Genomic DNA, 24,224 nt, shown 5'->3' on the forward strand with positions numbered 1-24,224 from the left:
CATGAAAACTTAGTGAATCGGTTAACAAACACTTAACCCTTTTTGAAGGGAAAACAGTTAGTACCATTAGTTACGCTTGATGTACTACTAAATCAAACCGATTTAATCGCAATTTGCACTTTCTATACCGAAACAGCTCAAGATACTAAAATAACTGGCGAGAATACGTCATTCTCGCCGTTAAATAAATCTCTCTGATCAATAAAAGACCAAAAGCTATTTTTAAACAACTCAAGGTTTAAAAATAGTGCAGCAACTGAACGGACGTATCATTCCAACTTTTTGCTTCGTACCACGAATGAGAGGTGCTTAAGCGAACCTGCCAATCTGGTGCTAATTGATGCGCCCAAACAGCATTAACGGTCCGACGTTCAGCGTTATGAAGATTAATATCGGCAAGGTATTCAAAATCTAATTGGAAATTATTTCTCTCACCATACCAAAGCCATCTTAATTCAGGCCCTACTTCTAGCCGATAACCATCTTGATAGTTTTCTTCCGCTGATGCGCTGCCGTTAAGCAACACAGCAAACATACTTTGACCAAATTGCTGCGTGACGCCAGCCCCACCTTTTAAGCGAAACACTAATTCATCATCAATAGTGTAATCACGTAATAGTGACGCGTTTATTTGCCAAGATTTTGGCGTCACAAGCGCATTTTTAGGGGATAAAGAACGTATATTAATAAACGAGAAAGTATCGACTTCAACAGATTTAGCTTGGTCCCAGCGCAAACTACCACTGAACATGGATAATTCAGCACCTTTTAAATAGCCGCCTTGAGGGTCTAATAAACCGTGATAGGAAGGTCGATACTCTAAGGTTGAATACGCGGAACTTTCTCTAGAACCTACAGATAACGCTAAACGCTGAGTTTTATGACCTTGATCATCACGTAACTCTGGTGGCTTAACGGGCGTAAATACTTCACCACTTTGACGCTTACTGCGTAATGAAAGTAACTTAATAGAGCGCTGCTTCAAATAATTTGAAATAATTTTCTCACGCGCAACCAAATAACGACTGTATTCATAGGCCACTTCTAGAATCTGCGCTTGATCCTGCGGACTGTAAGTTTCTAATTTAGTAAGATTTAATGTCTCGTTATCCACTAAATCTTTAGCAACGTTAACTTGCTCATCGCCCATTTGATTCAGCATATTTGACATTCTATTTAATAAAGAAGGTCGATAGCTGGCGTCATCTATCATTTTTGCTTTTTTAAGGACTCGAATCGTATCAGCAGGAATCGCCCAAACCGTAAAATCATCCGCAAGGTCTAAACGCGGACTACTGGCATCCAGCAAGGTTAATAACTGATATGAGCAGTTCTCAGAAAAGAAATAATAAGACATGTAGGTATTTTGCATTTCCCATACATGACGAATAAATTGATTCACCTCGAAGGGGGTTAAATCCAGTTTATATTCCCAAATATCACGGCTTTCTAAAAAATTATATTCTTTTACTTTTTGATAGTAAGGCATCACTGAAACAACGCCTGGATAGCCGCCGGTCAGCCCTTTATAGCTGAATACTAGTTGATTATCATCTGGATCAGCGTTCGCTGCGTAGTTAACGGCATAGTCCAATAATGGCGCATTGTTGCCTTTTTTCTTCACCCGAAACAAGGTATGCCCGTACATTGATGACGGACTGTTCAAAAAAGCTGCGGGGAAAATTAAATAAACACTCTCACCATCGATTTGAGCAAACCATGGATCAAAATCTGGGCACTTAATTTCTTGTAATGGCAAATCGGGGCGTTGTTTTTTAAGCCAAAAGAAACGCGCAGGAAAACGACATTGTGCTGCTTGATTGGCGTCAGTAAGTGAAGGCCCCTGTAAAAAACCAACCAGCGTTGCTTTAAGCTCTGCGCTAGGATCTTTATTTCCGTTTGTTGCTAAAAAAAACTTAGGGTCATCTATCTGGCTGCCAGTACCTTTAATGGCACCAACGCGATGATAATGAAGTAAATCGCGCCATTCTTTTTGTGCCGCAAGCGAGGTAATTTCAGCATCAGACAAAGGTAAAGCAGTGGCTGCAAATAAAGAAGACGATAACGTGGAAAACAGTAGAAAGATAAAAAAGCGCATAAAAATAAAAGCTACCTACAGAAAATGAGGGCATACATTATGCCCTCATTTGGTAAAGATTAAGTAGGTATTAACCTAAGTATTTAGATAACTGCTTAGAACTAGCCATAACAGACATGATGCCGTTATAAGCTGTTGTTGGATTTGCTTGTGCATCTGCAAAAACAGTGTCGAAATGCGCTTGCATTTGTTCATTAAAGACAGCTTTATCAGCACCTTTAACGCCCATAAGGTCAGCCAAAGCACCTAGAGTTTCGCCGTTACCTTTAGCCATGTCGATAGCCAATGGTTCTAGGTTATCGTTTAGGAACATTGCTACGCCGCCAGCCAATGGGCCATTAGCATCTTCACAGCCTAAAGTGCCTGATGTCATACCAAATGTTTGGTTACCAGAAGACATATTCGTTGTTGCAGCCATAACATGTTCGTACCACTCGTTTGCGTCTTTAAAGATTACAGCAGTACCCAAACCACAACCAGCAGGTCCGTAAGACGCTGCAAAAGAAGAAACAGAAACGCTAGCAAGTAACGCAGTCAATAGAAGCTTTTTCATAATAATTCCCTTAATAAAAATCTAGCCAGTACTCAAGATAAAACTGCCCACAATACCCCTTCCAAGTGGCATTAAGTTAATACTCACTAAAAAAGACTATTTAATGAAGCAGTTAGCCGTAAGATTATAGGAAGCCCCATAACGATGTAAAGAAAAGGTCATAAATAAGCATTAAATTTTCGACTATTTAAAATAGCTGCTTTTTTTGTGAACAATTACTGATCAACCTGAAAAAGATCATCAATAAAGGACAAAATTCTAATAGGATATAACTACTAACTTTTCACTTTATGAATTTTATTACAATAGATAAAAACCTATAAAACACTTTTTATGGCCAATAAATCACTAGATATCATGGTTTAAAAATGCCCTCTAATACTCTATATAACGACGTACTGACACCAGTAAAACGACAGATATCGTGCAAACGCATAAACTAGATAGACGCCATCTTCTGGGCTACGTATTATTTAAAGTAGTCAACATCATCCGTAATTAAAAAAGCGAGCCCCATGACCAGTTTTTCAAACACCAGCATTCAAACCTGCTATTTTTCACGCAGTAATGAAGCGTCTCATGAGGCTGTGATGCTGGTTGAGGAAGTCCCTCTCGCGATCAGCATTAACGACATCACGCACGCGGTAATGATGGTAACGCCAACGTCTCTTGATGCCTTTGCTTTTGGTTTTGCCCTCAGTGAAGGGGTCATTGAGGGGGCGAATGATGTTCGTGATATTACGATTGAAGAAACAAACACAAACCATGCTGATATTAGCGGCTTCAATATCAACATGGTCATTAGTCAACGACGTTTTACTTACTTTAAAAAGAGTCGATTGGCTAGACTCGGTGCAAGCGGATGTGGACTATGCGGTGTCGAATCCTTAGAGCTGGCACTGCCTTCTCTGAAGCTATTATCACCAAGTCAAATTTTGCCAGAAGCCATATTACGAACACTAAAAGACACCTTTTTTGATTACCAAACAATTGGTAAAGTCAGTGGCGCTATTCATGCCGCTTTATTGATATCGCCACAAGGTGAGGCCATTATTGCGATGGAAGACATTGGACGGCATAACGCACTGGATAAAGTGCTAGGCTATGCCTTACAACACAATATTGACCTGCATAACCACAGCGTGGTTATGTCCAGTCGGTGCAGTACAGAGTTAATACAAAAAGCCGTTCGTTCGGGTTTATCTTGCTTGATTCACCTAGCGTCTCCAAGCACTTTAGCGGTCAAGCTAGCACGTCAATATGGCTTGATATTAATCCATTTGCCAAAGAAAGACGCCCCTAGAGTTTTTGCGCCTTCCTTCAATAACTCAAAGGTAGCTAATCATGTCTAAAAATGATTTTTACACCCCCTATAAAGGACCAGCCGGCGGTTGGGGTGCACTGAAAAGCACGACTAAATCTTGGCTTCAAAGTGACAACGCCGTACGCAATGTATTCACAATGCTCAAGACCAATCAGCCCAATGGCTTTGATTGCCCAGGTTGTGCTTGGGGCGATAAACACGACTCTGCCAAAATTCGCTTTTGTGAAAACGGCGCTAAAGCCGTCAACTGGGAAGCGACGTCGCGTCGTTTCGATGCCAACTTTTTTAAAGACCACAGCGTCAGCTGGCTTAACACACAAAGTAACTACTTCTTGGAATACCAAGGTCGTCTGACAGAACCAATGCGCTATAACGCGCAAACAGACCATTACGAAGCGATTTCATGGGACCAAGCCTTCACTCAAATAGCGCAGACATTAAAAGCGCAAGACGATCCGAATCAAGTCGCTTTTTATACATCAGGACGAGCGAGCAATGAAGCCGCCTTTATCTATCAGCTATTTGCGCGCGCCTATGGTACTAACAACTTCCCTGATTGCTCAAACATGTGCCACGAAGCCAGTGGCTACGCTTTAACCAGCAGTATTGGTACCGGCAAAGGAACGGTTGAAATGGATGATTTTGAACACGCTGATGCCGTGTTCGTGTTTGGCCAAAACCCCGGCACAAATCACCCTAGAATGCTCGAAACATTACGTGAAGTAGTAGAACGTGGCGCACAACTATTAAGTTTTAATACGCTTCGTGAAAGAGGGCTAGAACGTTTTCAGCACCCACAGCATCCTATCGAGATGCTGACGAATGGCTCAAAACCACTCAATACTGGCTATTATTGCCCTAAAATTGGTGGTGATATGGCCGTTGTTCGAGGCATGGTCAAGGTCTTGATTGAAATGGAAAAGGCCGCACAAAAAGAAGGCAAAGCAGTCTTTGATCATGCGTTTATTGAGCAACACACTCAAGGTATGGATGAGTATCTTGCTGAAGTGGAAAAAACACCATGGGACGCGATTATTGCGCAATCAGGACTAACCAAAGAAGAGATTTACCATAGCGCCAAGGTTTATGCCGAGGCCAATAGCGTCATCTGCACTTGGGCCATGGGAATCACTCAACACCATCATTCTGTCGCCATTATTCATGAAATTGTTAATTTACTCGCCCTTCGTGGCAATATCGGCAAACTTGGGGCTGGCGCTTGCCCTGTTCGTGGCCACAGTAATGTTCAAGGTGACCGCACCATGGGCATTAACGAAGCCCCTTCTAAAGCTTTTTTAGAAGCAATGGAAGCGCACTTTGGCTTCCAGCCGCCACAGGAACATGGCCTGAATGTAGTACAAACAATTCAAGCAATTCAAGAAAACAAAGTTCGCGTTTTTATCGCCTTAGGAGGCAATTTCGCGGCAGCAACACCAGATACCAATGCAACAAAAGACGCACTAAAAGGTTGTGAACTGATTGTACAAATCAGTACAAAGCTAAACCGCTCTCATCTAACCATTGGTAAAAATGCTTTAATCTTGCCTTGCCTTGGCCGTACAGACATCGATAAACAAGCCAAGGGGATTCAACGAGTTACCGTAGAAGATTCGTTTAGCATGGTGCATGCATCTGGTGGAGTACTTGAACCATTAAGCTCTGAACAACGCTCAGAACCAGCAATTATTGCAGGTATGGCCCAAGCTGTACTGGGTAATTTCCCTTTGAACTGGCAAGAATTGGCTGATGACTACGGCCTGATTCGAAAACATATTGAAGCCGTGATTCCAGGTTTTAAAGACTTTAATCAGCGCATTGAACAGGATGGTGGATTCTATTTAGGCAACAGTGCAAGAGAGCTCAACTGGAAGACCCCTTCCGGTAAAGCGATTATTCACGCTCATGCGTTGCCAGACTCTGTATTACCGAAAAAAGCTCAGGACTTAGCAAGCGATACGACATTGATCTTGCAGACTCTACGCTCGCACGACCAATACAACACAACCATCTATGGGATGAATGACCGTTACAGAGGCATCAAAGGTGAACGTGATGTGTTGTTTATCAACCCAGCAGACATCGAGCGCCTTGGCTATCAAGAAGGCGACAGTGTTACATTAAGATCTCTTTGGGATGATGGTATAGAGCGCAAAGTAAGTGGATTTAAACTCGTCCCTTATAGTATCCCAGCCGGTAATATTGCTGCGTACTATCCTGAAACGAACCCTCTGGTTCCACTAAACAGTCATGGTGAATTTAGCTACACACCAACTTCGAAAAGCATCGCGATTGAGCTTGAACCGTACCAAGAACCAGCAAATACCATAGCGGCTGTCTCAAATTAACCAGTAGCATTTCAACATAAAAGGGGAAGTCGACATGATCGCTTCCCCTTTTTTTATGATTGTCCATCCGTCTTTACATAATCAGCCAGTACGGTTTAATGACGCCACAGTATTGGAAAAAATAGCACTAATACGGTGAAATACTCTAAACGCCCTAAAATCATCGCGAAACTCATTAACCAAGTACCAGTATCACTAAGTGGCGCAAAGCTACTGCCTAATTCTGCAAAACCTGGCCCTAATACATTCAAACAAGCCGCTGTCGCACTCAGTGCTGCAGTGAAACTCAGACCCGTTGCCATCAATAATATCGTAAAAACAATCGTCGTCAGGGCGGCAAGACACATAAACCCCATAACAGATTGACGTACGTCGGCATTGATAGTGCGACCCTGAAATTTCATCGCGAACACGCCGCTTGGGTGAACAAGACGCTTTATTTCTAAGCCAACAGACTTCAGTGAAATAATGTTACGTATCACTTTATTACCACCTGCCGTCGAACCTGCACAACCGCCAATATAACCAACAAAGATTAATATAATAGTTGTTACCGCTGGCCAAGTACTTAAGTCTGTTGCCGCAAATCCAGTGCTGGTAATGAACGAGATAATATGGAAAAAGGATTCAGTAAAAGCGCCACCGATCGTTTTTACTGAGCCTTGTTGATAAAGGTAAAAAGCCAGTAGAGACGCAATAACAAAAACGATTAACAAAAAGCCTCGCATCTCTTCGTCACGCCAATACAACTTTATATTTTTTGCTAAATAGACACGGTAATGCAGCGCGAAGTTGGTCGCTCCCAGCAACATAAAAACATTACAAATCCAAAGTAATAAGGTGCTGTGAAAATAGCCCATGCTGGCATCATGGGTCGAGAAACCTCCCGTAGATACCGTCGAAAAACTGTGACCAATGGCATCAAAAACCGACATTCCTGCAAGGTAATAACACACAGCACAAAGCGCAGTAATGGTGAGATATACTAACCATAAGTAATGCGTTGTGCTTGCTACTCGGGGGGACAGTTTTTCATCTTTAATAGGCCCTGGGGTTTCGGCTTTTAGAAGCCGCATTCCTCCAATGTTTAACATGGGTAAAATAGCAACAACGAAAATCACCACCCCCAAGCCGCCCATCCACTGTAAAAACTGACGATACATTAGAAAAGTGTGCGGCATTGCATCAAGACCGGATAATACCGTGGCTCCCGTCGTCGTTAGGGCACTGATGGACTCAAAAACACCATCCGTAAAAGAGATATGTGTAATCGTAATGATTGGAATCGCACCGAGCACACCCACCGCCAGCCACGTTAAGCTGGCAAACAGCATGGCTTCACGAGAGGAAACGGAAGGCAAAGGGTATTTTTTAAAACCAATAAGAATAACAAGAGAAACACCCAATGTGATCGAGGCTGGGGTTGCGAAGTTGCTCGCGACATTGTCTTTAAATAACATAAAAGACAATTCACCAAACACCAACTGCACCAATCCCATCCATAAACAAGGCATTGTCAGTAATCTAAGGACTAATAGAGGCCGAATCATGTGCGGCAAATACTCCGATTAAAACGCAGGCACATTCAATAGAAACGTACTTTAAATAAAAATATCGCCGTTATAACAATGAGGGGGTAGTGATGCTAGCTTTCGATTACAACGGTCTGATTTATACCAAGCTGCTTGGCAGTATGTCGCCCACTATTCGCTTGTTTAATAGAAGGCTCACAGCGTAGGCCGCTATTCTGCCATATTGATAAGGTAACCCCTAATAAAATAGTCATTATCCATAGTAAAGCATCATAATTCTGTTTCTTTGCTCTATCTAGTATGTGCTCTAGAAATAACACACAGTACTTTCTTAGTGGTCGTTAATCAAAATGAGACTAGAGCCAAACGAACCCTTAGCGACTTGAAAAGAATGATTGAAAGTTGACTAAGCACCCTTCTCAGTCATGATGTAGATGACTAAAATCCCAGTACTCCATTGCAAATGGAACACTACATCGTTTCATAAACAACACATTCTCTATTTATTCTTATTCTTAATTTTTGTCATTTATGACCATTTATCATTGAAAATGATTGTTTTAACGGTATTTTTTTGTAAGAAATAAGGAATAAACAGAAATAAAAATCATCCTAAAAATGAGACTCTACATCTCATTTTTTAAGATTGCCCTTCCCTGATAATCCTTTTACTCTTGCCGCGTTAATGCCTCCCTAAGATTGATATTCGCGAGCAAAAAGAACACATGACTGACACTGAAAAACACAGTATTAAAAAGAAATACACCCTGATAGCCATCGTATTTGTCGCCATTATTGCTTGTGCAAGCTTTTATATTTGGTGGTCTAAAGTCGGACAATTTCATGAAACCACTGAAGATGCCTATGTTGCAGGTAACATTGTTAGCGTTATGTCTCAGGTCTCGGGTACCGTCACCGACATTATGGCAGACAATACCCACTTGGTTCATCAATCAGATGTTTTAGTCAAAATCAATCCGCTAGACGCTCAATTAGCGCTGCAAGAATCCCAAGCGAATTTAGCCAGTACTATCCGTGCTGTTCGTAATGAATTTGCGACACTAGATGAAGAAAAAGCCAATACCGATGTGGCTAAAATTGCGTTAGACAAAGCACAAAGAGATTACAATAGACGCATTCAATTACGCAAAGATAATCTTATTTCTACTGAGGACCTTAGCCACTATAAAAGTACCCTCATCAGTGCTGAGGCATCTTACCAAGTTGCATTAAAGGCATATGAAGCAGGTAAAACTCAAGTCGATAATACCACAGTGCTAACCCATCCTAATGTTTTGAAAGCGGAATCTGCTCTGAGAACCGCTTGGTTAACACTGCACAGAACCGAAATCCTATCACCCGTTGATGGTTATATTGCTCAACGTAGCATTCAAGTTGGTCAACATGTTAGCGCTGGCAGTACATTAATGTCCGTTGTTCCATTAAAAGGGGTTTGGGTAACGGCCAACTTTAAAGAAACCCAAATTGGCGATATCCGAGCAGGACAAGACGTTACACTCAAATCTGATGTATATGGCTCAAGTGTTGTCTATCACGGTAAAGTGAAAGGCATCGAAGCTGGAACCGGCAGTGCGTTTTCACTACTTCCTGCGTCTAATGCGACGGGGAACTGGATCAAGGTAGTACAACGTGTTCCTGTCAGGATAGTGCTTAATGAGAAAGAACTGGCACAACATCCATTGCGTCCTGGTCTTTCCATGACGGTAAACGTTAATACCCATAATGCTGGTGAGCCTACTCTGAGCGCACTTTCTGGTGATGCTCAACCATGGCGTACTGATGTTTTTGACCATAACGATACCGAAGTAAATACCATCATTCAGAAGATCATCAAAGACAACAACTAAGCTATGATAAAACGTCTCGCTCAACACAAGTACGTGCCTGCGCCGTCTCATGAATGGTTAATGCTGGCGACGATTTTCCTATTGATGTTGGTTAATTTCTTAAACGTTGGAATGATCGCTTTTGCTGCCTCTCCGCTAATGGGAGAGCTTGGCGTTTCACCACAAGAATACAGCTTGTCTACTGCCGCTTATGCGGCGGTAGCGGTAGTAACCATCTCGAAACAACGCTGGTTAGTTGAACGTATGGGGTGGCGAAATTACATACATTCCTCTCTGCTCATATTTTTTATTGGCTGCTTCATTTGCTATCTTAGCCGTAATTTTAATCAATTTTTAATTGGTCACGTGGTAATGGGGTTTGGTGGTGCTGCGTTTATGGCTGGCGCTCGAATTCTTATTACGCTATTACCAGTAGGTCCTATACGCTTTAAGGGCATAAAAACCTATGCGTATGGCTTGACCATCAGCATCTCATTAGCGCCCTTTTTAGCCGCTCAACTCTTCATCAATGCGTCGTGGAATGACATCTTTATTATTCTAATGATTTTCTGTGTTTTAGTGGCTATCACGGCGGCATTTTGCTTGCCGGGTATTCCATCAAAAGATGAAATACGCTCTCAATCACATCCCTACGTTCTAATGGCATTAGCAACAGGGTCTTTTTTAACCCTCTATGCTCTACGCTCTGGAACCTATGATTTTTATAGTAATTCCATTTTAATTAGCGTGATATTGCTATTGGGACTAACTAGTTTTTATTACTTTCTTCGTAGCATGGTCAAAAATCACCATAAAACACCTCTGCTTTCAATCAAACAAATTTTTGGCAGCAAACGATATCGTACCGGTATATTAGTATTTTTTACCTGTTATTTAATAATGGGATCCAACAGCTATTTTTTACCACAAATATTACAAAAAGGTCTTGGCTTTGGCTGGGAGACAATCGGTAATTGGTACGCTTTAGGGCTTACTTCTATGATCCTTGGCTTATGGATTCATATGAAAATATTTCCTAAGCGGCCAGATGGTAAGAAATTTTTCATGCTAGGCTTTTTTTGTATTGGTCTGTATGGCTTCTTAATGTCCCGCTTAAGCCCTAGCACCGATATGCAAACCTATATTCTTCCTGCCATCATAGTGTATGGTTTTTTTAGTGTATTTCTCCAAGGTACCGCCGCCGCTAAATCCTTTAGCGAACTGGAACATGACGATACTGCGTTTTCGCATGCTCAACAATTTAAAAACATGGTCTCTCAAATAGCCCAATCCATGGGGATAGCCCTCTCTAGTATTGCCTTACAATGGCGTACTACTGTGCACTATAATGAGCTCAATACTCATATCACAAACAGTAATCCGATTTATCAAAAAGCATTAGCTCAAGTCGCTACTCAGTATGCGCAACATGTGAGTAGTGTTTCAGCAAATAAGATGGCTCTTGGTTGGATTCAAGGATTAGTCAAACAGCAATCTATCTTATTGGCTGGCATTGATTATTTCACTTTGCTCTTCTTTGTTGGCATTATTGGTTTTGTTGTTATGTTTATTCAAAAGCGACTCAATTAATTCCCCTCATCACTCATAACGTACATCGGTAAGAACATGGATTTTAATGACATCTACTATTTTTACCTAACCGCAGAAAACGGCGGTTTTACAGCGGCCGAGCGAACTTCTGGAATCACTAAATCACTGTTAAGTCGGCGTGTGGCTCAGCTTGAAGAAAAAGTGGGGGTGCAATTAATTCAGCGCAACAGTCGCCAATTCTCTCTTACCGAAGCTGGGCGCCAACTCTATGAAGGCGCGATTAATATGGTCGCAGAAGGTCAGTCTGCTTACGATTCGGTTGCCCTCCTAAGGTCCGTGCCGTCAGGCATAGTACGCGTGAGTTGTCCTACGGTATTAGCTCAACACCACTTGTCATTACTGCTGCCTGATTTCATGAGGCAATACCCAAAAATCTCCGTGTCTTTAGATGCGACAGATCGGAATGTTCAAGTCATCGAAGAGCGCATTGACATTGCCCTTCGTTCTAAGAAATCCCTTGATAGCGAGCCGGGCCTTGTTGCAAGACCGCTGGCCGCGAGCAAAATGATTCTAGTGGCTAGCCCGAGCTTTATTGAGCAGTACGGTATGCCGACCCACCCAAGCCAATTATCACGGTTACCGACACTCAGTGACGAGTTAGAACGTATAGATGGTGAGCATAAGTGGGAATTATTTAGTCCAGAAGGCAGTAGCTGTATTGTAAAACATCACCCAAGGTTATTCTGCCTTAACCGTTGGATTCAATTAGAGTCTGCTTTACAAGGAATTGGCTTAGGTTTGGTCCCTAGCCCACTGGCAACAATCAGCATAGAAAAAGGGGATTTAATACAAGTTCTACCAGAATGGACCACCAAGGCTCAAATTATTCATGCTGTCTTTTCTAAAAGAAAAGGTATGAACCCTGCTACACGAGTTTTTTTAGATTATCTCATTCTGCACTTACCCGAAATACTTAAAGCCCCGCCATTTCGCTAATAATTTTTTCACATATATCAAAGTAAACTAATCCTTATTGATGCGAATAGTGTAAACAATGTGTATTAAAATCCATTCACATGGTTTAGTGTACGACACTTGCACTACAACACCTTTAGGAGAAAAATATGGAAAATCTTATTTTAGATGAGGCACTACATCTAGGCGCCTTGGCCATCATGCTTGGAAGTTTCAGCGTATTAGCCTTAAAAAATGTTGTTCAGATTGTCAAAAAAAATCTAGCGTAAACCGATACTAAGCACTTTCATCGACATTAAAGGTGCTTTTAACACTATTTTAAAGTATCAAATACCAGTTCGCTTGGTACGCCGCTTAGCTTTAGTACGCTGTTTAAAAAAACAGTTTAAGCATGGTTATCCAAATCTCGCAAAATATACTCAAGGTCCATTTTGAGCTGCTCACGATAAAAGCGAACGTCGATATTTACCAACACGCCTCTCACCTCTTCTGTTTGCTTCAATTGCGTTTCAACACCAGAAATTTGCTCCGATAATGCACTCAACCCCATGGTGCCAGTCGAACCTTTTAAGGTGTGTAAGCTTTCTTGCACTGACTTTTTATCGTTATTATTAATGCCTTGTTCAAGGGCGCTTATTAGCCCTTCAGATTCTTGCAGAAAACTGTTCGTTAGACTTTTATAAAGGTCTAGATTATCAGCAAAACGAGCCATGATAGACGCATATCCCTCCACCCGCTCAGCTTGATTCATGTTCGGTAGCGTCTCTTCATCTTGAGCGCTAAGCTCTAAAAAGTCTGTCTGTGAGCGCCCTACATGCCGACAAATCGTACTAACCATCACATCGATATCCAGTGGCTTACTAATGTGATCGTTCATTCCAGCTTGCAAACAAGCTTGTTGGTCTGCTTTGGAAACGTTTGCCGTCATCGCAATAATCGGCAAGCGAGAAAAACGATGATCTTGTCGTATCCGTCGCGTGGCTTCTAAACCATCTACATTGGGCATTTGCATGTCCATTAACACCAAATCAAAGGCAGAAGGTTCTGCTTCTAATACGGCGACAACCCCCTCTTGACCACCTTCTGCCAAGGTGACTGTAGCGCCTTCAGCCTGCAACAGTTCTTCTGCAACTTGTCGATTAAAGGCATTATCTTCAACCACCAGCAGATTTAAGTTTTGTAATTTTTTAAAAGCAACCTGTGAGGCTTTTTCAGCAAGATGCTCTGCGTTAATACGTATTTCATTTTGATCTGCTATAGACAGCTCTAATGCAAAATAGAAACGGCTACCTTCTCCCAATTCACTGTCTACTATTAGGTCGCCTCCCATCAATCGAACCAAACGACGAGAAATAACAAGCCCTAAACCAGAGCCACCAAAACGACGAGCAGTCGATGACTCGGCCTGAGAAAACACCTCGAAAATATGCTCTCTTTGGCTTATATCTATGCCAATTCCAGTATCTTTCACACTAAACTGCAAATAGACAGCGTGAGCACTGCGTGATATTTGCGTAATCGCGATATCTACTTGCCCTTCCATCGTGAACTTCAACGCATTACTCGACAAATTAGTCAGCACTTGTAACAGACGTAAATGATCACCGATCAACAAAGCGGGAATATCAGGATCAACGTCATAATGCAGCGTTACTTTATCCCCTTTTACAAGACCTGATAACAATACGTCTAGCTCAGAAATTACTTGTGCTATTTCAAAAGGGGCATGCTCGATTTCAAGCTTGCCAACGTCTACTTTTGAATAATCCAAAATATCATTTATCAAACCCAGCAAGGATGTTGCGGCGGTATGAGCTTTGACGATGTAATCCTCTTGTTTAATATTCAGAGAAGTACGCTGCACTAACGCTAACATCCCCAACACCGCATTCATTGGCGTACGAATCTCATGGCTCATATTCGCCAAAAATTCTGATTTTGCTACGCTGGCAGCTTCAGCGTCTTCTTTTGCGCGTCTTAACCAGGTTTCTAGTTCATGTTCTTGAGTGATGTCTCGATTAATACCCGTTAGGCTTACAGCACGACCTTGTCTGTCTTGCTCGACATAAGCTCTAGCTTGAATATAGCGAACATTATTATTAGGCAACACAATACGGAACATTTGATCAAATTCTCCGCCATTGTTAAGCGCCTCTTGCAGTGCAACGTCAAAAGCGACTTTATCGTCAGGGTGAAGGCACTCCACCCAATGTTGGTACATTAAGCCCTTTTCTCTCAAGGTAATGGGCTTCTGATATATTTGAAACATCATGTCATTCCAGTCCAGCTCATCTGTCTGAACATGCCATGTCCAAATCCCCAGTTGAGCCACATTGGCCGCCATCAATAATTGATCTCGCACCGAAATAATTTCAGCATTGGATTTCTTTTGCTCTGTGATATCAATGGCCATATTTAAAAAGCCAATAATCTCCCCGCTGTTATCATGCATAGGGGTCATCACGACAGACACATCGAGATAATGACCTTGCTTATCGATATACGTCCACTCTCGGCTATCTGACTCATTATGCAATGCAGGATAGAACAGTGTGGATAAGCCTGGTTTTATAGCGATGCCAGATTGAGCAGACAGCGCTTTTCTAACCTCATCAACTTCCTCCGGTAAATGAAAGGCTAATTGCGTCAGTAGGCCAATCACCTCTTTATCAGAATACTTCAGCATTCGCTGAGCACCAGAGTTAAACAAAGTTATCGTGCCATGAATATCGGTGGCGATAATGGCAATTTCAGAAGAAGCATTAAGTACGTCGTTTAACACAAGGTTTAATGTTTGAAGCGCTTCAGTTCGCTCTCTCACTTGGTTTTCAAGTGTCGAATTAAGTTCGTGGATTTTGGCTTCAGCCGCTTTTTGCAATGAGATATCGCGTACCGATTTAGACGTGCCTATGACAGAGCCGTTAGCCGAATAAATAGGAGAAATAGACACAGAAACAGGAATCTCTTCACCCGCTTTATTTTTCCTAATCGTGTCAAAATGCCCTAACTCTTCACCGCGTTTAATCCGCTCAAAAAGTTGTTTTTCATGATCGTAAAGCTCATCCGGCACTAATAAACGATAAAAAGAATCACCAAGAACATCTCTTCTTCTATAACCAAATATTTTCTCTGCTCCCTTGTTCCAGCTCGTGATGATGCCGTCTAAGGTTGTTCCTATAATGCCGTCAGATGAACCTTCTACAATCGCCGCCATTTTTTCTTGTTGAGCAATAACTTCTTGGTGATGTCGTCTGCTAACACGAATAACTCCCAATAAAGTGGCACTAAGAAAACTAATAAGCACCCCAATAATAAAAACATTTCGAGACGACGGTAGGCCAAGATCTTGAATAAAAGCGGGGTAAATGGAAAAATGACTTTCCCAAATACGGCCGTAAATAGCGAAGCTTTTTGTGTGTACATATAGCCCATGAGTGTGCCCATGAGTGTGACTAGAGAAGTTGGCATGGCTATCAAAAAATCGCTCAGGATCACTCGGGTCAGTCACATCATACAAATCAACATGAACACGAGTATTGTCTAGCCCTAAATTCACCATTACTTCTTGCATTAATAATGGAGCATAACTCCAGCCATAGGCTCTTGCTTTACGTTTTTCCAATGTATCTGGCACAGCACCACTGTCATAGATAGGCATTAAAATTAAAAAGGATTGAAGCGGACTACCCGACGCCTGAACCAAGGTAATGGGGCCAGTTAACTGAACCTTACCTGTTTCCAGCGCATTTTTAGCGGCTATTCTACGATTTTTTTCTGACGCAATATCCAAACCAATAGCCTGTAAGTTTCGAGCCAGTGGTTCAATATATTGAATAACGTAACGATCTCCAGAATGGGGCGCCAACTCTTTTATGGAAAAATGTAACCAACCGTCTTGTCGTGCGTCATTCACGAATTTTTTAATATCAGCTTGTTTAACAAGACGAATAAAACCAAAGCCTCGTGCTCCAGGAAATTCATCATCGGTATTACGGCTCAAGCTATAGCGCATAAAAATACGCCGTGAAAGGTTATCTTCTCCTGCCGTTAAAATCGCGCCACGAGCGCCACGAAGACCATATTGATAGAGTGAGATGCGCTCTTTAATCGTTTTAATTGTCTGATCAGAGGCTAATTGGACCGCTTTATTAATACGTAACTGATTGTTTGTATTTACCTGAATCGTGACAAAAATAGTAATGCATAATCCACACAACAAAGTTACAAGTGCCCAGCGGTTATAAATCGAACCTGAGAACTTCCACGTCATCCTGCACCCTCTTCATTGTCACCAGATAGAAATTTTGTAAATCATTTTCAGTTTTCTAACTATAGCCGAGTTATTATGCGTAAAACACAGGTAAACCATCTGGTTACAATTATCAACATTCTCTATGATGTATCATTGTCTGAGAAGCCCAGCCAAGCGCGATAACACTACAATGTTATGGCATGATTTCTTACTTCCCCTCTCACTCTGGAGACCACATGCGATTGATCCTTACCTTTATACTAGCCACACTAATAACAAGCTGTAGCTTAATCAATCAAAAAGCACTCACACTGCACGTCGGCATGGGCAAAGCTGAAGTCTCTAAAATCATGGGACCACCTAATAGACGCTCTTTTAATGGCACAACAGAAGCATGGCAATACGCGGACTTCACCAGTAAGGATCAATGCAGCTACATAACGGCTTGGTTTAAAGAGGAAAATTTAGCGGCCTTAACCTCACGACAAGAAACAAGACTAAAAGACTGCAGCAAAGGAATTCAGGACATTGATTGGACACAAATCCCTATGGGAATCGACAAGTAAAATCGGTTAAATTAGTACCGTCAATGTCGCTTTTGGTCAATGTCAATCCGCTTGAGAAGCCTATTCTGTCGATGATGCATACGCATACAATCCTTAATAAAAACAAGCACAGGATGTCGATATGAATAACCATGCAAACCGTGGTGTTGTCTATCAAGGCAACGGTACCGTCAAAGTAGAAGCCATCCCCTTTCCAGAACTCTCTATCGGTAAACGCCGCTGTGATCACGGCGTTATTCTTAAAGTGGTTACGACCAACATTTGTGGTAGTGACCAACATATGGTTCGTGGCCGAACAACCGCGCCCAATGGCTTAGTGCTAGGTCATGAAATCACCGGCGAAGTCATTGAGTGTGGCCGAGATGTTGAGTTTATCCATGTTGGAGATCTTGTCTCTGTGCCTTTTAATATTGCCTGTGGTCGCTGTCGACAATGCAAGGAAGGCAATACTGGTATTTGCTTAAATGTTAACCCTGCCCGCCCCGGCGCTGCTTACGGCTATGTGGATATGGGTGGCTGGGTCGGTGGACAAGCCGATTACGTCATGGTGCCCTACGCAGATTTCAACTTATTAAAATTCCCTGATGCGGATCAAGCCCGCGAGAAAATCCAAGATCTGACGCTGCTATCCGATATTCTTCCGACCGGTTTCCATGGCTGCATTACCGCCGGCGTTGGACCAGGATCAACTGTTTATATTGCGGGGGCAGGTCCGGTTGGTTTAGCCGCCGCCGCTTCTGCAAAATTACTGGGTGCCGCCTGTATTATCGTCGGCGATATGGTAGAAGACAGGCTAAATCAAGCTCGCTCTTTCGGTTGCGAAACCATCGACCTGAAAGAAGAAGGCGACATGCAAGACAAAATTGAAGCCATTATAGGTGATCGCGAAGTCGATTCATTTGTTGATTGTGTCGGTTTTGAAGCCCATGCTTGCGGCTGTAATCACCACCAAGAATCTCCTGCTGTGGTACTCAACTCTGCAATGCAAATCACACGTGCAGGCGGGCAAATTGGTATTCCTGGACTCTACGTCACAGAAGATCCTGGCGCCAGTGACCTCGCCGCACAGCAAGGTAGCCTCAGCATGCGCTTTGGTCTTGGTTGGGCAAAATCTCACTCCCTTCATACAGGCCAATGCCCTGTGATGAAATACCATCGCCAATTAATGCAAGCGATCTTGTTCGATAAAATTGAGATAGCCAAAGCGGTTAACGTGCAAATGATCTCATTAGATCAAGCACCCCAAGGCTATGCCGATTTCGATGGTGGTGCCGCGAAGAAATTTGTCATCGACCCTCATAAAATGGTGAGTTAATCGTCTCCCCACTATTAAGAAAACGCTAAAAATCAGTCTCATTGACTTTATCAACAGCGCTATCCATCAGGACCGCGCTGTTTTTTTCATAAGTACCGCTTTCAGAATCCACCTAAAAATACTCTTCACTTTATCTCTATATGGAAAATCAATAACTGAACGAAGAAATTTCGTAATTGCTGGTGTAACTAAAAACATCAAAGATAAGGACATCATTAAAACAATAAGATGTTAGGAGTTAACTATGAACCAGTTTTTTAAAAATGTTCCATTCGTAAAGTATGAAGGCAGTCACTCTACTAATCCTTTTGCTTTTAAGCATTACGATGCCAATAAAGTGCTCATGGGTAAAACCATGGCCGAACATCTACGTATGGCTGCCTGCTACTGGCACAACTTCTGCTGGCAGGGTAGTGACGTTTTTGGTGGTAATACCTTTGACCGAGTATGGCACCGACCTATGGATGAAATGGCAGCTGCAAAAATGAAAACGGACGCTGCTTTTGAGTTCTTCACTAAGCTTGGCATCTCTTATTATAGTTTTCATGACGTTGACGTTAGCCCCGAAGGCAACTCCATAAAAGAGTACATCCGTAACTTCTCTGAAATGGTCGATGTATTAGAAGCAAAGCAAGAAGAAACAGGGATGAAACTACTGTGGGGCACTGCAAACGCTTTTTCCAATGCTCGTTATATGTCTGGCGCAGCATCAAACCCTAACCCAGAAGTCTTCGCTTACGCTGCAACACAAGTATTTCACGCAATGAATGCAACCAAGAGACTAAAAGGTGAAAACTATGTGCTCTGGGGCGGTCGTGAAGGTTATGAAACTCTGCTTAATACGGACCTAAAACGTGAACGAGCACAACTTGGTCGCTTCATGCAAATGGTAGTCGAACATAAATACAAAATAGGTTTCGAAGGCACTCTCTTGATTGAACCTAAACCAGCCGAACCTACTAAACACCAATACGACTATGACACCGCTACGGTCTATGGTTTCTTAAAAGAGTTTGGCTTAGAGAATGAAATCAAAGTCAATATCGAGGCTAACCACGCGACCTTAGCAGGTCACAGCTTTCATCATGAAATCGCCACAGCTTGTTCATTAGGTATTTTAGGCTCTGTTGACGCCAACCAAGGCGATGCCCAATTAGGCTGGGATACGGACCAGTTCCCAAGCAGCGTCGAAGAATACACGTTAGTCACTTACGAGATTCTAAAATCAGGTGGTTTTAAAACAGGTGGTTATATGTTTGACACCAAACTTCGTCGTCAATCTACCGATCTTGAAGACATGTTCCATGCCCACATCGGTGCCATGGACACACTTGCATTATCATTAGAACGTGCGGTAAAAATGATTGAAGACGACCAACTGACTATGCTGATTGAGCAACGTTATGCTCAATGGAATCAACCTCTTGGACAAGATATCTTAACTGGAAAACACTCATTACAAGACTTGGCACAATATGCCGCCAACAACGACATCAACCCACAACCCGTCTCTGGACGACAAGAGCTATTAGAAAACATGGTTAATGGGTATATTTATCGTTAATTAAAACAACGAAATACTTCTAAATAAGTAACCATCATTCTGTCTTTAAACTTAAAGAAGTCACTATGATTTATATATTGAAAATCATAGTGACTCTATTTTCCAGTAAAAAACTATAACGACCTTTTCCAAATTGGTATAGCAGTCAGTGACTCTCCAGCAGGTCCATTTAAAGTAGAACCAGGAGCAATCCAAGAAAGCTAACAAAATTATAAAGTATTCACTCTTAAAAAATTTCTTATGACTGACTAATGCCCTCTATGCTAGATTTGCCTAAACGAGACGATATACGATATTCCCTAGGAGTCATACCAAGATTCTTACGCATAACGGTATACATATACTGGACTGATGGGTAGCCGCAGGTTCTTGATATTTCATCAAATGGTAAATCGGTTGAGGTGACTAATTCACAAGCCCGATAAAATTTTGTCATATGAAGCTGTTCGTGCATAGAGCAGCCAATCTCTTCGACAAATCGTGTTTCTAAGTTAGTGCGTGACAAGCCCACATAATCCACCACTTGTGCAACTTTCACTCCACGACATGCGTTATGGCGAATAAAATGCATGGCTTGAATCACGTACGGATCATTCAACGCCCGATAATCAGAAGATTGTCTAGCCGTCACACCAACGGGATCCACCACCACTAGCGATTCATCCACCGCATACCCAAGCAACATACGATGCAGCATTTTAGCCGCTGCATAGCCCATCGCTTTACTACCCTGCTCTACTGATGAAAGTGCCGTTCGATTGAGATAACGCGCCATACTTTCATTATCAATTCCAATAATCGCGACCTCTTCAGGCACCATGATATTGAGGTGATCGCACGCTTGTAATAAGTGCCTTGCTCGCGAATCGGTTACTGCCACAATCCCAATCGGTTTGGGTAGGTTATCTAACCAATTTTCTAAATTGTTCTGAGCCGTTTCCCATAATTCAGCGCTAGTACATAAACCAAGGTTTACATTGGGGTAATATCCATCTGAGCTAACTTGCTCAATAAAAGCGCGCTCTCTTTCAATCGCCCAACGACTGTAACGTGTACTTGGAACACCGTAGAAAGCAAATTCAGTAAAGCCTTTTTGTTTGAGATGATCATAGGCAAGCTTAACTAATGCCGCATTATCGGTCGCGACATACGGTAAACGGGGATAGTCTTTTTTTTGTTGGTATGAACCACCAACTGCTACGGTAGGAATGGTGGAATCCTTGAGTAAAGCTTCCACATCTGGGTTATCAAAGTCAGCAATGATACCGTCACCTTTCCAGTGTGCTAAACCGTCAACTCGAGAGCGGAAGTCATCTTCAAAATATACATCCCAATCACATTGAGCGGCTTGTAAATACTCACCAATTCCTTCTACCACCTGACGGTCGTAAATTTTATTAGCATTAAAGACGAGATTAAGCCGATAGCGTTTTTCAAACATACACATTCATCTCTTATTATTATTGATAGCCGTGATAGATATTTATCATACACTTGTATTTTATTGAGATTATGAGAGATCGAAAAAAAAGAAAGATATCTGTGAAAATTCGTAAAATAGAAATGATCATTAACTAATGATTGGGCGTTTAGGCAATGACCTAATACCATCACGCCCCATGGACATAATTACAAACCTTGTACGCGTTCATACAAGGACTGAAATTGCTGACGCTTCTCTTGATAATAATCAGCGTCATTGAAATTTGGTTCAAATCGAGTGATTATCTTGGGTTTAAAACAGATTTCCTCTAACCGAGTTTGAGAGTTCACTGCGATAGCAGCAAGACGTGCGGCACCCAATGAGGGACCCACTTCACCACCCTCTCGATAATCCATCGTCACCCCAAATATATTGGCTAACAATTGCAACCAGTATTCACTGCGAGCACCGCCGCCGATTACATCAATACTGCTGCTAATCTGTTGCACCGATTTTACCGCATCAAGTCCATCCAACAAGGCAAATGAAACGCCCTCTAATACCGCAGAAACTAAATCGACTGATTGAGTATCGTGAGACAAACCATAAAAGACACCTTTTGCATTAGGATCATTATGGGGCGTTCTTTCACCACTCAGATAAGGTAAGAATTGCACGCTACTATAATGACTAATCCGCTTGCCTTTTTGATATTGATTTTCCACGGCCTGAAAAGCGGCTGCTACACTACTAAATCCGGTCAGTCGCACCACCCAATCCACACAACTAGCGGCACTTAAAATCACCGACATAGTATGCCAAGTATTGGGCAGCGCATGCCCAAAACTGTGTAACGCAACTTCTGGGTTTGCGGTAAAACCATCGCTGACAGAAAAAATCACCCCAGAGGTACCCAGTGACAACATAGTGTGTTCTTTATGAATCACCCCCATGCCAACCGCACCTGCCGCGTTGTCACCGCCGCCTGCGGCCACGGGAACACAAGGCATAGACCAACGCTGTGCTACCTCGGCACTTAAAACACCGCTAACTTCACAGCCTTCGTAGACCTTCGGCATCTGCTCTGTGGTCAACCCCGTCGCCTGTAACATGCGCTCACTCCAAGCCCGCTCCTCCATATCAAGCCATAGGGTGCCTGACGCATCCGAAACATCGGTTGCAAATTCATTTGTCATACGCAACCTGAGAAAATCTTTAGGTAATAAAACCTTCGCAATTTGGTTGTATATCTCAGGTTCGTACTCTTTTATCCACAATAGTTTCGGTGCCGTAAAACCAGGCATCACCAAATTTCCAGTTATTGCCTGTACTTCAGGACACTGTCTTTGTAATTGCTGGCAAGCCTCAAATGAACGTCCATCATTCCACAATATAGCAGGCCTTAAGACGCGGTTTTTAGCATCTAATAAGGTCGCTCCATGCATTTGTCCAGATAAACCAATCGACTTAACGCCGCGCAAATCGTGTTCGGCGCCAAGCGCAAGCATGGCTTTATCTGTAGCTTGCCACCAGTTCTCAGGATCTTGTTCAGACCAAAGTGGATACGGCCTAGATACAGACAAAGGGGATGTTTGGCTAGCCATCACTTTTCCGTCTTCGGTCATTAGAATAACTTTTACACCTGATGTGCCGAGATCAATACCTAAATACATACGACTTCCTTTTTATTAAGCCTAGACTGTCCGCGCTGAATGCAACGCTCCCCGTGAGATGAATACTCGTATTACTGGGATTTTTTTGTTTTGACATCCAGCCAGACTGCCAATAGCAAAATGGCTCCTTTTACAATCAGCTGCCAAAACGTCGGCACATCTAACATACTCATACCGTTATCTAGACTCGACATGATCAAGGCCCCCATAATGGCACCAAACACAGTTCCTACGCCCCCAGCCAAACTGGTACCACCAATAACACAAGCAGCAATGGCATCCAGTTCTGCCATATTACCGGCGGCTGGCGATCCAGCACCTAAGCGTGATGTTAAAATCAATGCGGCCACCGCCACCATCATGCCGTTAAAACCAAACACAAACATTTTGTTCAGCTCTACGTTGACACCTGACATTCTTGTGGCTTCAATATTTCCGCCAATGGCGTACACCCGACGCCCAAAAGCCGTTCGCTTAGCTACGTAAGTCGCGATCAGAATCAACACACCCATGATTAAGATAGGGGTAGGAATACCTCGATATCCTTCCAATAACGCTAATAAAACCAATAAAACGACCACGGATATAAAGGCTTTCAGATATTCAAACTTAGGAGATTGATTGACCACTTCGTGCTTTTTTTGGGCTTGGTGACGACGAAAGACCTTGGCTATCAAGCCGAGGCATAACAACAAAACAATGCTAATGCCCCATCCAGAAGGTACGTAACTTTGACCAATAACCCCCATTGAACTGGACGTTGGTGCGACCGTAACACCATCCGTTAGTCCAACTAAAATGCCACGAAAAGCCAACATCCCGGCTAAGGTAACTATAAACGAAGGGACTTTTTGATAAGCCACCCACCAGCCGTTAAACAAACCAAGGACCAAACCAGCTCCTATGGTAATCAAGATCGTTAACATAATAGGAAAGTGAAACCAAACATCTAAAATAGCGGCAATACCACCTAATAGCCCCATCATAGAACCAACAGATAAATCAATTTCAGCGCTAATAATGACAAACACCATACCAATGGCTAATACGCCAACGATGGCCGTTTGGCGAAATAAATTAGAGACATTACGTGGTGAAATAAACGCGCCATCTGTCGCAAAAGAAAAGAACACGACGATCAGAAACATCGCCGTTAACATCGCCAAAAGTTGGAGTTGACTGGTTTTTATTATTTTAAACATGTTG

The 24,224-nt window shown here is 42.5% G+C and carries 15 protein-coding genes; 8 read left to right on the top strand and 7 right to left on the bottom strand.

Translation table 11 applies throughout. The features are described 5' to 3' along the window. Positions 1 to 238: 238 nt before the first annotated feature. Positions 239 to 2,098 (bottom strand): Lnb N-terminal periplasmic domain-containing protein, encoded by a 1,860-nt coding sequence (locus V6259_RS09200; RefSeq protein WP_341584294.1) that lies wholly within the window; start codon positions 2,096 to 2,098, stop codon positions 239 to 241. Between the two features lie 70 nt (positions 2,099 to 2,168). Continuing rightward, positions 2,169 to 2,651, bottom strand: coding sequence for a DUF3015 family protein (locus tag V6259_RS09205; protein ID WP_341584295.1), 483 nt, complete (start codon positions 2,649 to 2,651; stop codon positions 2,169 to 2,171). Positions 2,652 to 3,166: 515 nt separating this feature from the next. On the opposite strand from V6259_RS09205, the gene fdhD reads away from it, so the two are divergent. After that, on the top strand, positions 3,167 to 4,003 hold the full coding sequence (gene fdhD, locus V6259_RS09210; protein ID WP_341584296.1) for a formate dehydrogenase accessory sulfurtransferase FdhD: 837 nt from the start codon (positions 3,167 to 3,169) through the stop codon (positions 4,001 to 4,003). Next, the gene (locus tag V6259_RS09215) at positions 3,996 to 6,320 is read left to right on the top strand and encodes an FdhF/YdeP family oxidoreductase (RefSeq protein WP_341584297.1); all 2,325 of its coding nucleotides are present in this window, start codon (positions 3,996 to 3,998) and stop codon (positions 6,318 to 6,320) included. The genes fdhD and V6259_RS09215 overlap by 8 nt, the downstream gene beginning before the upstream one ends. A gap of 95 nt (positions 6,321 to 6,415) precedes the next feature. Here V6259_RS09215 and V6259_RS09220 read toward each other — a convergent pair whose 3' ends face one another. After that, positions 6,416 to 7,870: a TrkH family potassium uptake protein gene (locus V6259_RS09220; protein ID WP_341584298.1), complete on the bottom strand. Its 1,455-nt coding sequence runs from the start codon at positions 7,868 to 7,870 to the stop codon at positions 6,416 to 6,418. 707 nt (positions 7,871 to 8,577) lie between these two features. Between V6259_RS09220 and V6259_RS09225 the strand changes: the two genes are divergently transcribed. Genes V6259_RS09225 through V6259_RS09235 form a run of 3 tightly spaced genes read left to right on the top strand, consistent with a single transcriptional unit; the run spans position 8,578 to position 12,246 of the window. Beyond that, entirely contained in the window at positions 8,578 to 9,720 is a 1,143-nt protein-coding gene (locus V6259_RS09225; RefSeq protein ID WP_133010361.1) for an HlyD family secretion protein, read from the top strand. A gap of 3 nt (positions 9,721 to 9,723) precedes the next feature. Next, positions 9,724 to 11,289, top strand: a complete 1,566-nt coding sequence (locus V6259_RS09230; protein WP_341584299.1) for an MFS transporter — start codon at positions 9,724 to 9,726, stop codon at positions 11,287 to 11,289. Between the two features lie 36 nt (positions 11,290 to 11,325). After that, positions 11,326 to 12,246, top strand: coding sequence for a LysR substrate-binding domain-containing protein (locus tag V6259_RS09235; protein ID WP_133010359.1), 921 nt, complete (start codon positions 11,326 to 11,328; stop codon positions 12,244 to 12,246). 364 nt (positions 12,247 to 12,610) lie between these two features. On the opposite strand, the gene V6259_RS09240 is transcribed toward V6259_RS09235, so the two are convergent. Next, positions 12,611 to 16,495 carry a CHASE domain-containing protein gene (locus V6259_RS09240; protein ID WP_341584300.1) on the bottom strand — a complete coding sequence of 1,295 codons (3,885 nt, stop codon included), beginning with the start codon at positions 16,493 to 16,495 and terminating at the stop codon, positions 12,611 to 12,613. Between the two features lie 218 nt (positions 16,496 to 16,713). Between V6259_RS09240 and V6259_RS09245 the strand changes: the two genes are divergently transcribed. From V6259_RS09245 to xylA, 3 genes are all read left to right on the top strand, one after another. Further along, positions 16,714 to 17,043: a hypothetical protein gene (locus V6259_RS09245; RefSeq protein WP_133010357.1), complete on the top strand. Its 330-nt coding sequence runs from the start codon at positions 16,714 to 16,716 to the stop codon at positions 17,041 to 17,043. A gap of 121 nt (positions 17,044 to 17,164) precedes the next feature. Beyond that, a complete protein-coding gene (gene fdhA / locus V6259_RS09250; protein WP_133010356.1) occupies positions 17,165 to 18,358 on the top strand; it encodes a formaldehyde dehydrogenase, glutathione-independent in 1,194 nt (397 codons plus the stop codon). Between the two features lie 244 nt (positions 18,359 to 18,602). Then, on the top strand, positions 18,603 to 19,922 hold the full coding sequence (gene xylA / locus V6259_RS09255) for a xylose isomerase (protein ID WP_341584301.1): 1,320 nt from the start codon (positions 18,603 to 18,605) through the stop codon (positions 19,920 to 19,922). A gap of 238 nt (positions 19,923 to 20,160) precedes the next feature. Here the strand turns inward: xylA and V6259_RS09260 are convergent, their stop codons facing one another. From V6259_RS09260 to V6259_RS09270, 3 genes are all read right to left on the bottom strand, one after another. Continuing rightward, entirely contained in the window at positions 20,161 to 21,363 is a 1,203-nt protein-coding gene (locus tag V6259_RS09260) for a XylR family transcriptional regulator (RefSeq protein ID WP_341584302.1), read from the bottom strand. Between the two features lie 188 nt (positions 21,364 to 21,551). Next, positions 21,552 to 23,018 (bottom strand): xylulokinase, encoded by a 1,467-nt coding sequence (gene xylB / locus V6259_RS09265; protein WP_341584303.1) that lies wholly within the window; start codon positions 23,016 to 23,018, stop codon positions 21,552 to 21,554. A 71-nt stretch (positions 23,019 to 23,089) separates the two neighbouring features. Beyond that, positions 23,090 to 24,220 carry a sugar ABC transporter permease gene (locus tag V6259_RS09270; RefSeq protein ID WP_133010352.1) on the bottom strand — a complete coding sequence of 377 codons (1,131 nt, stop codon included), beginning with the start codon at positions 24,218 to 24,220 and terminating at the stop codon, positions 23,090 to 23,092. Between the last annotated feature and the right edge of the window lie 4 nt (positions 24,221 to 24,224).

It is taken from the genome of Marinomonas sp. TI.3.20, from assembly GCF_038155025.1.
Taxonomy (GTDB): Bacteria; Pseudomonadota; Gammaproteobacteria; order Pseudomonadales; family Marinomonadaceae; genus Marinomonas; species Marinomonas flavescens.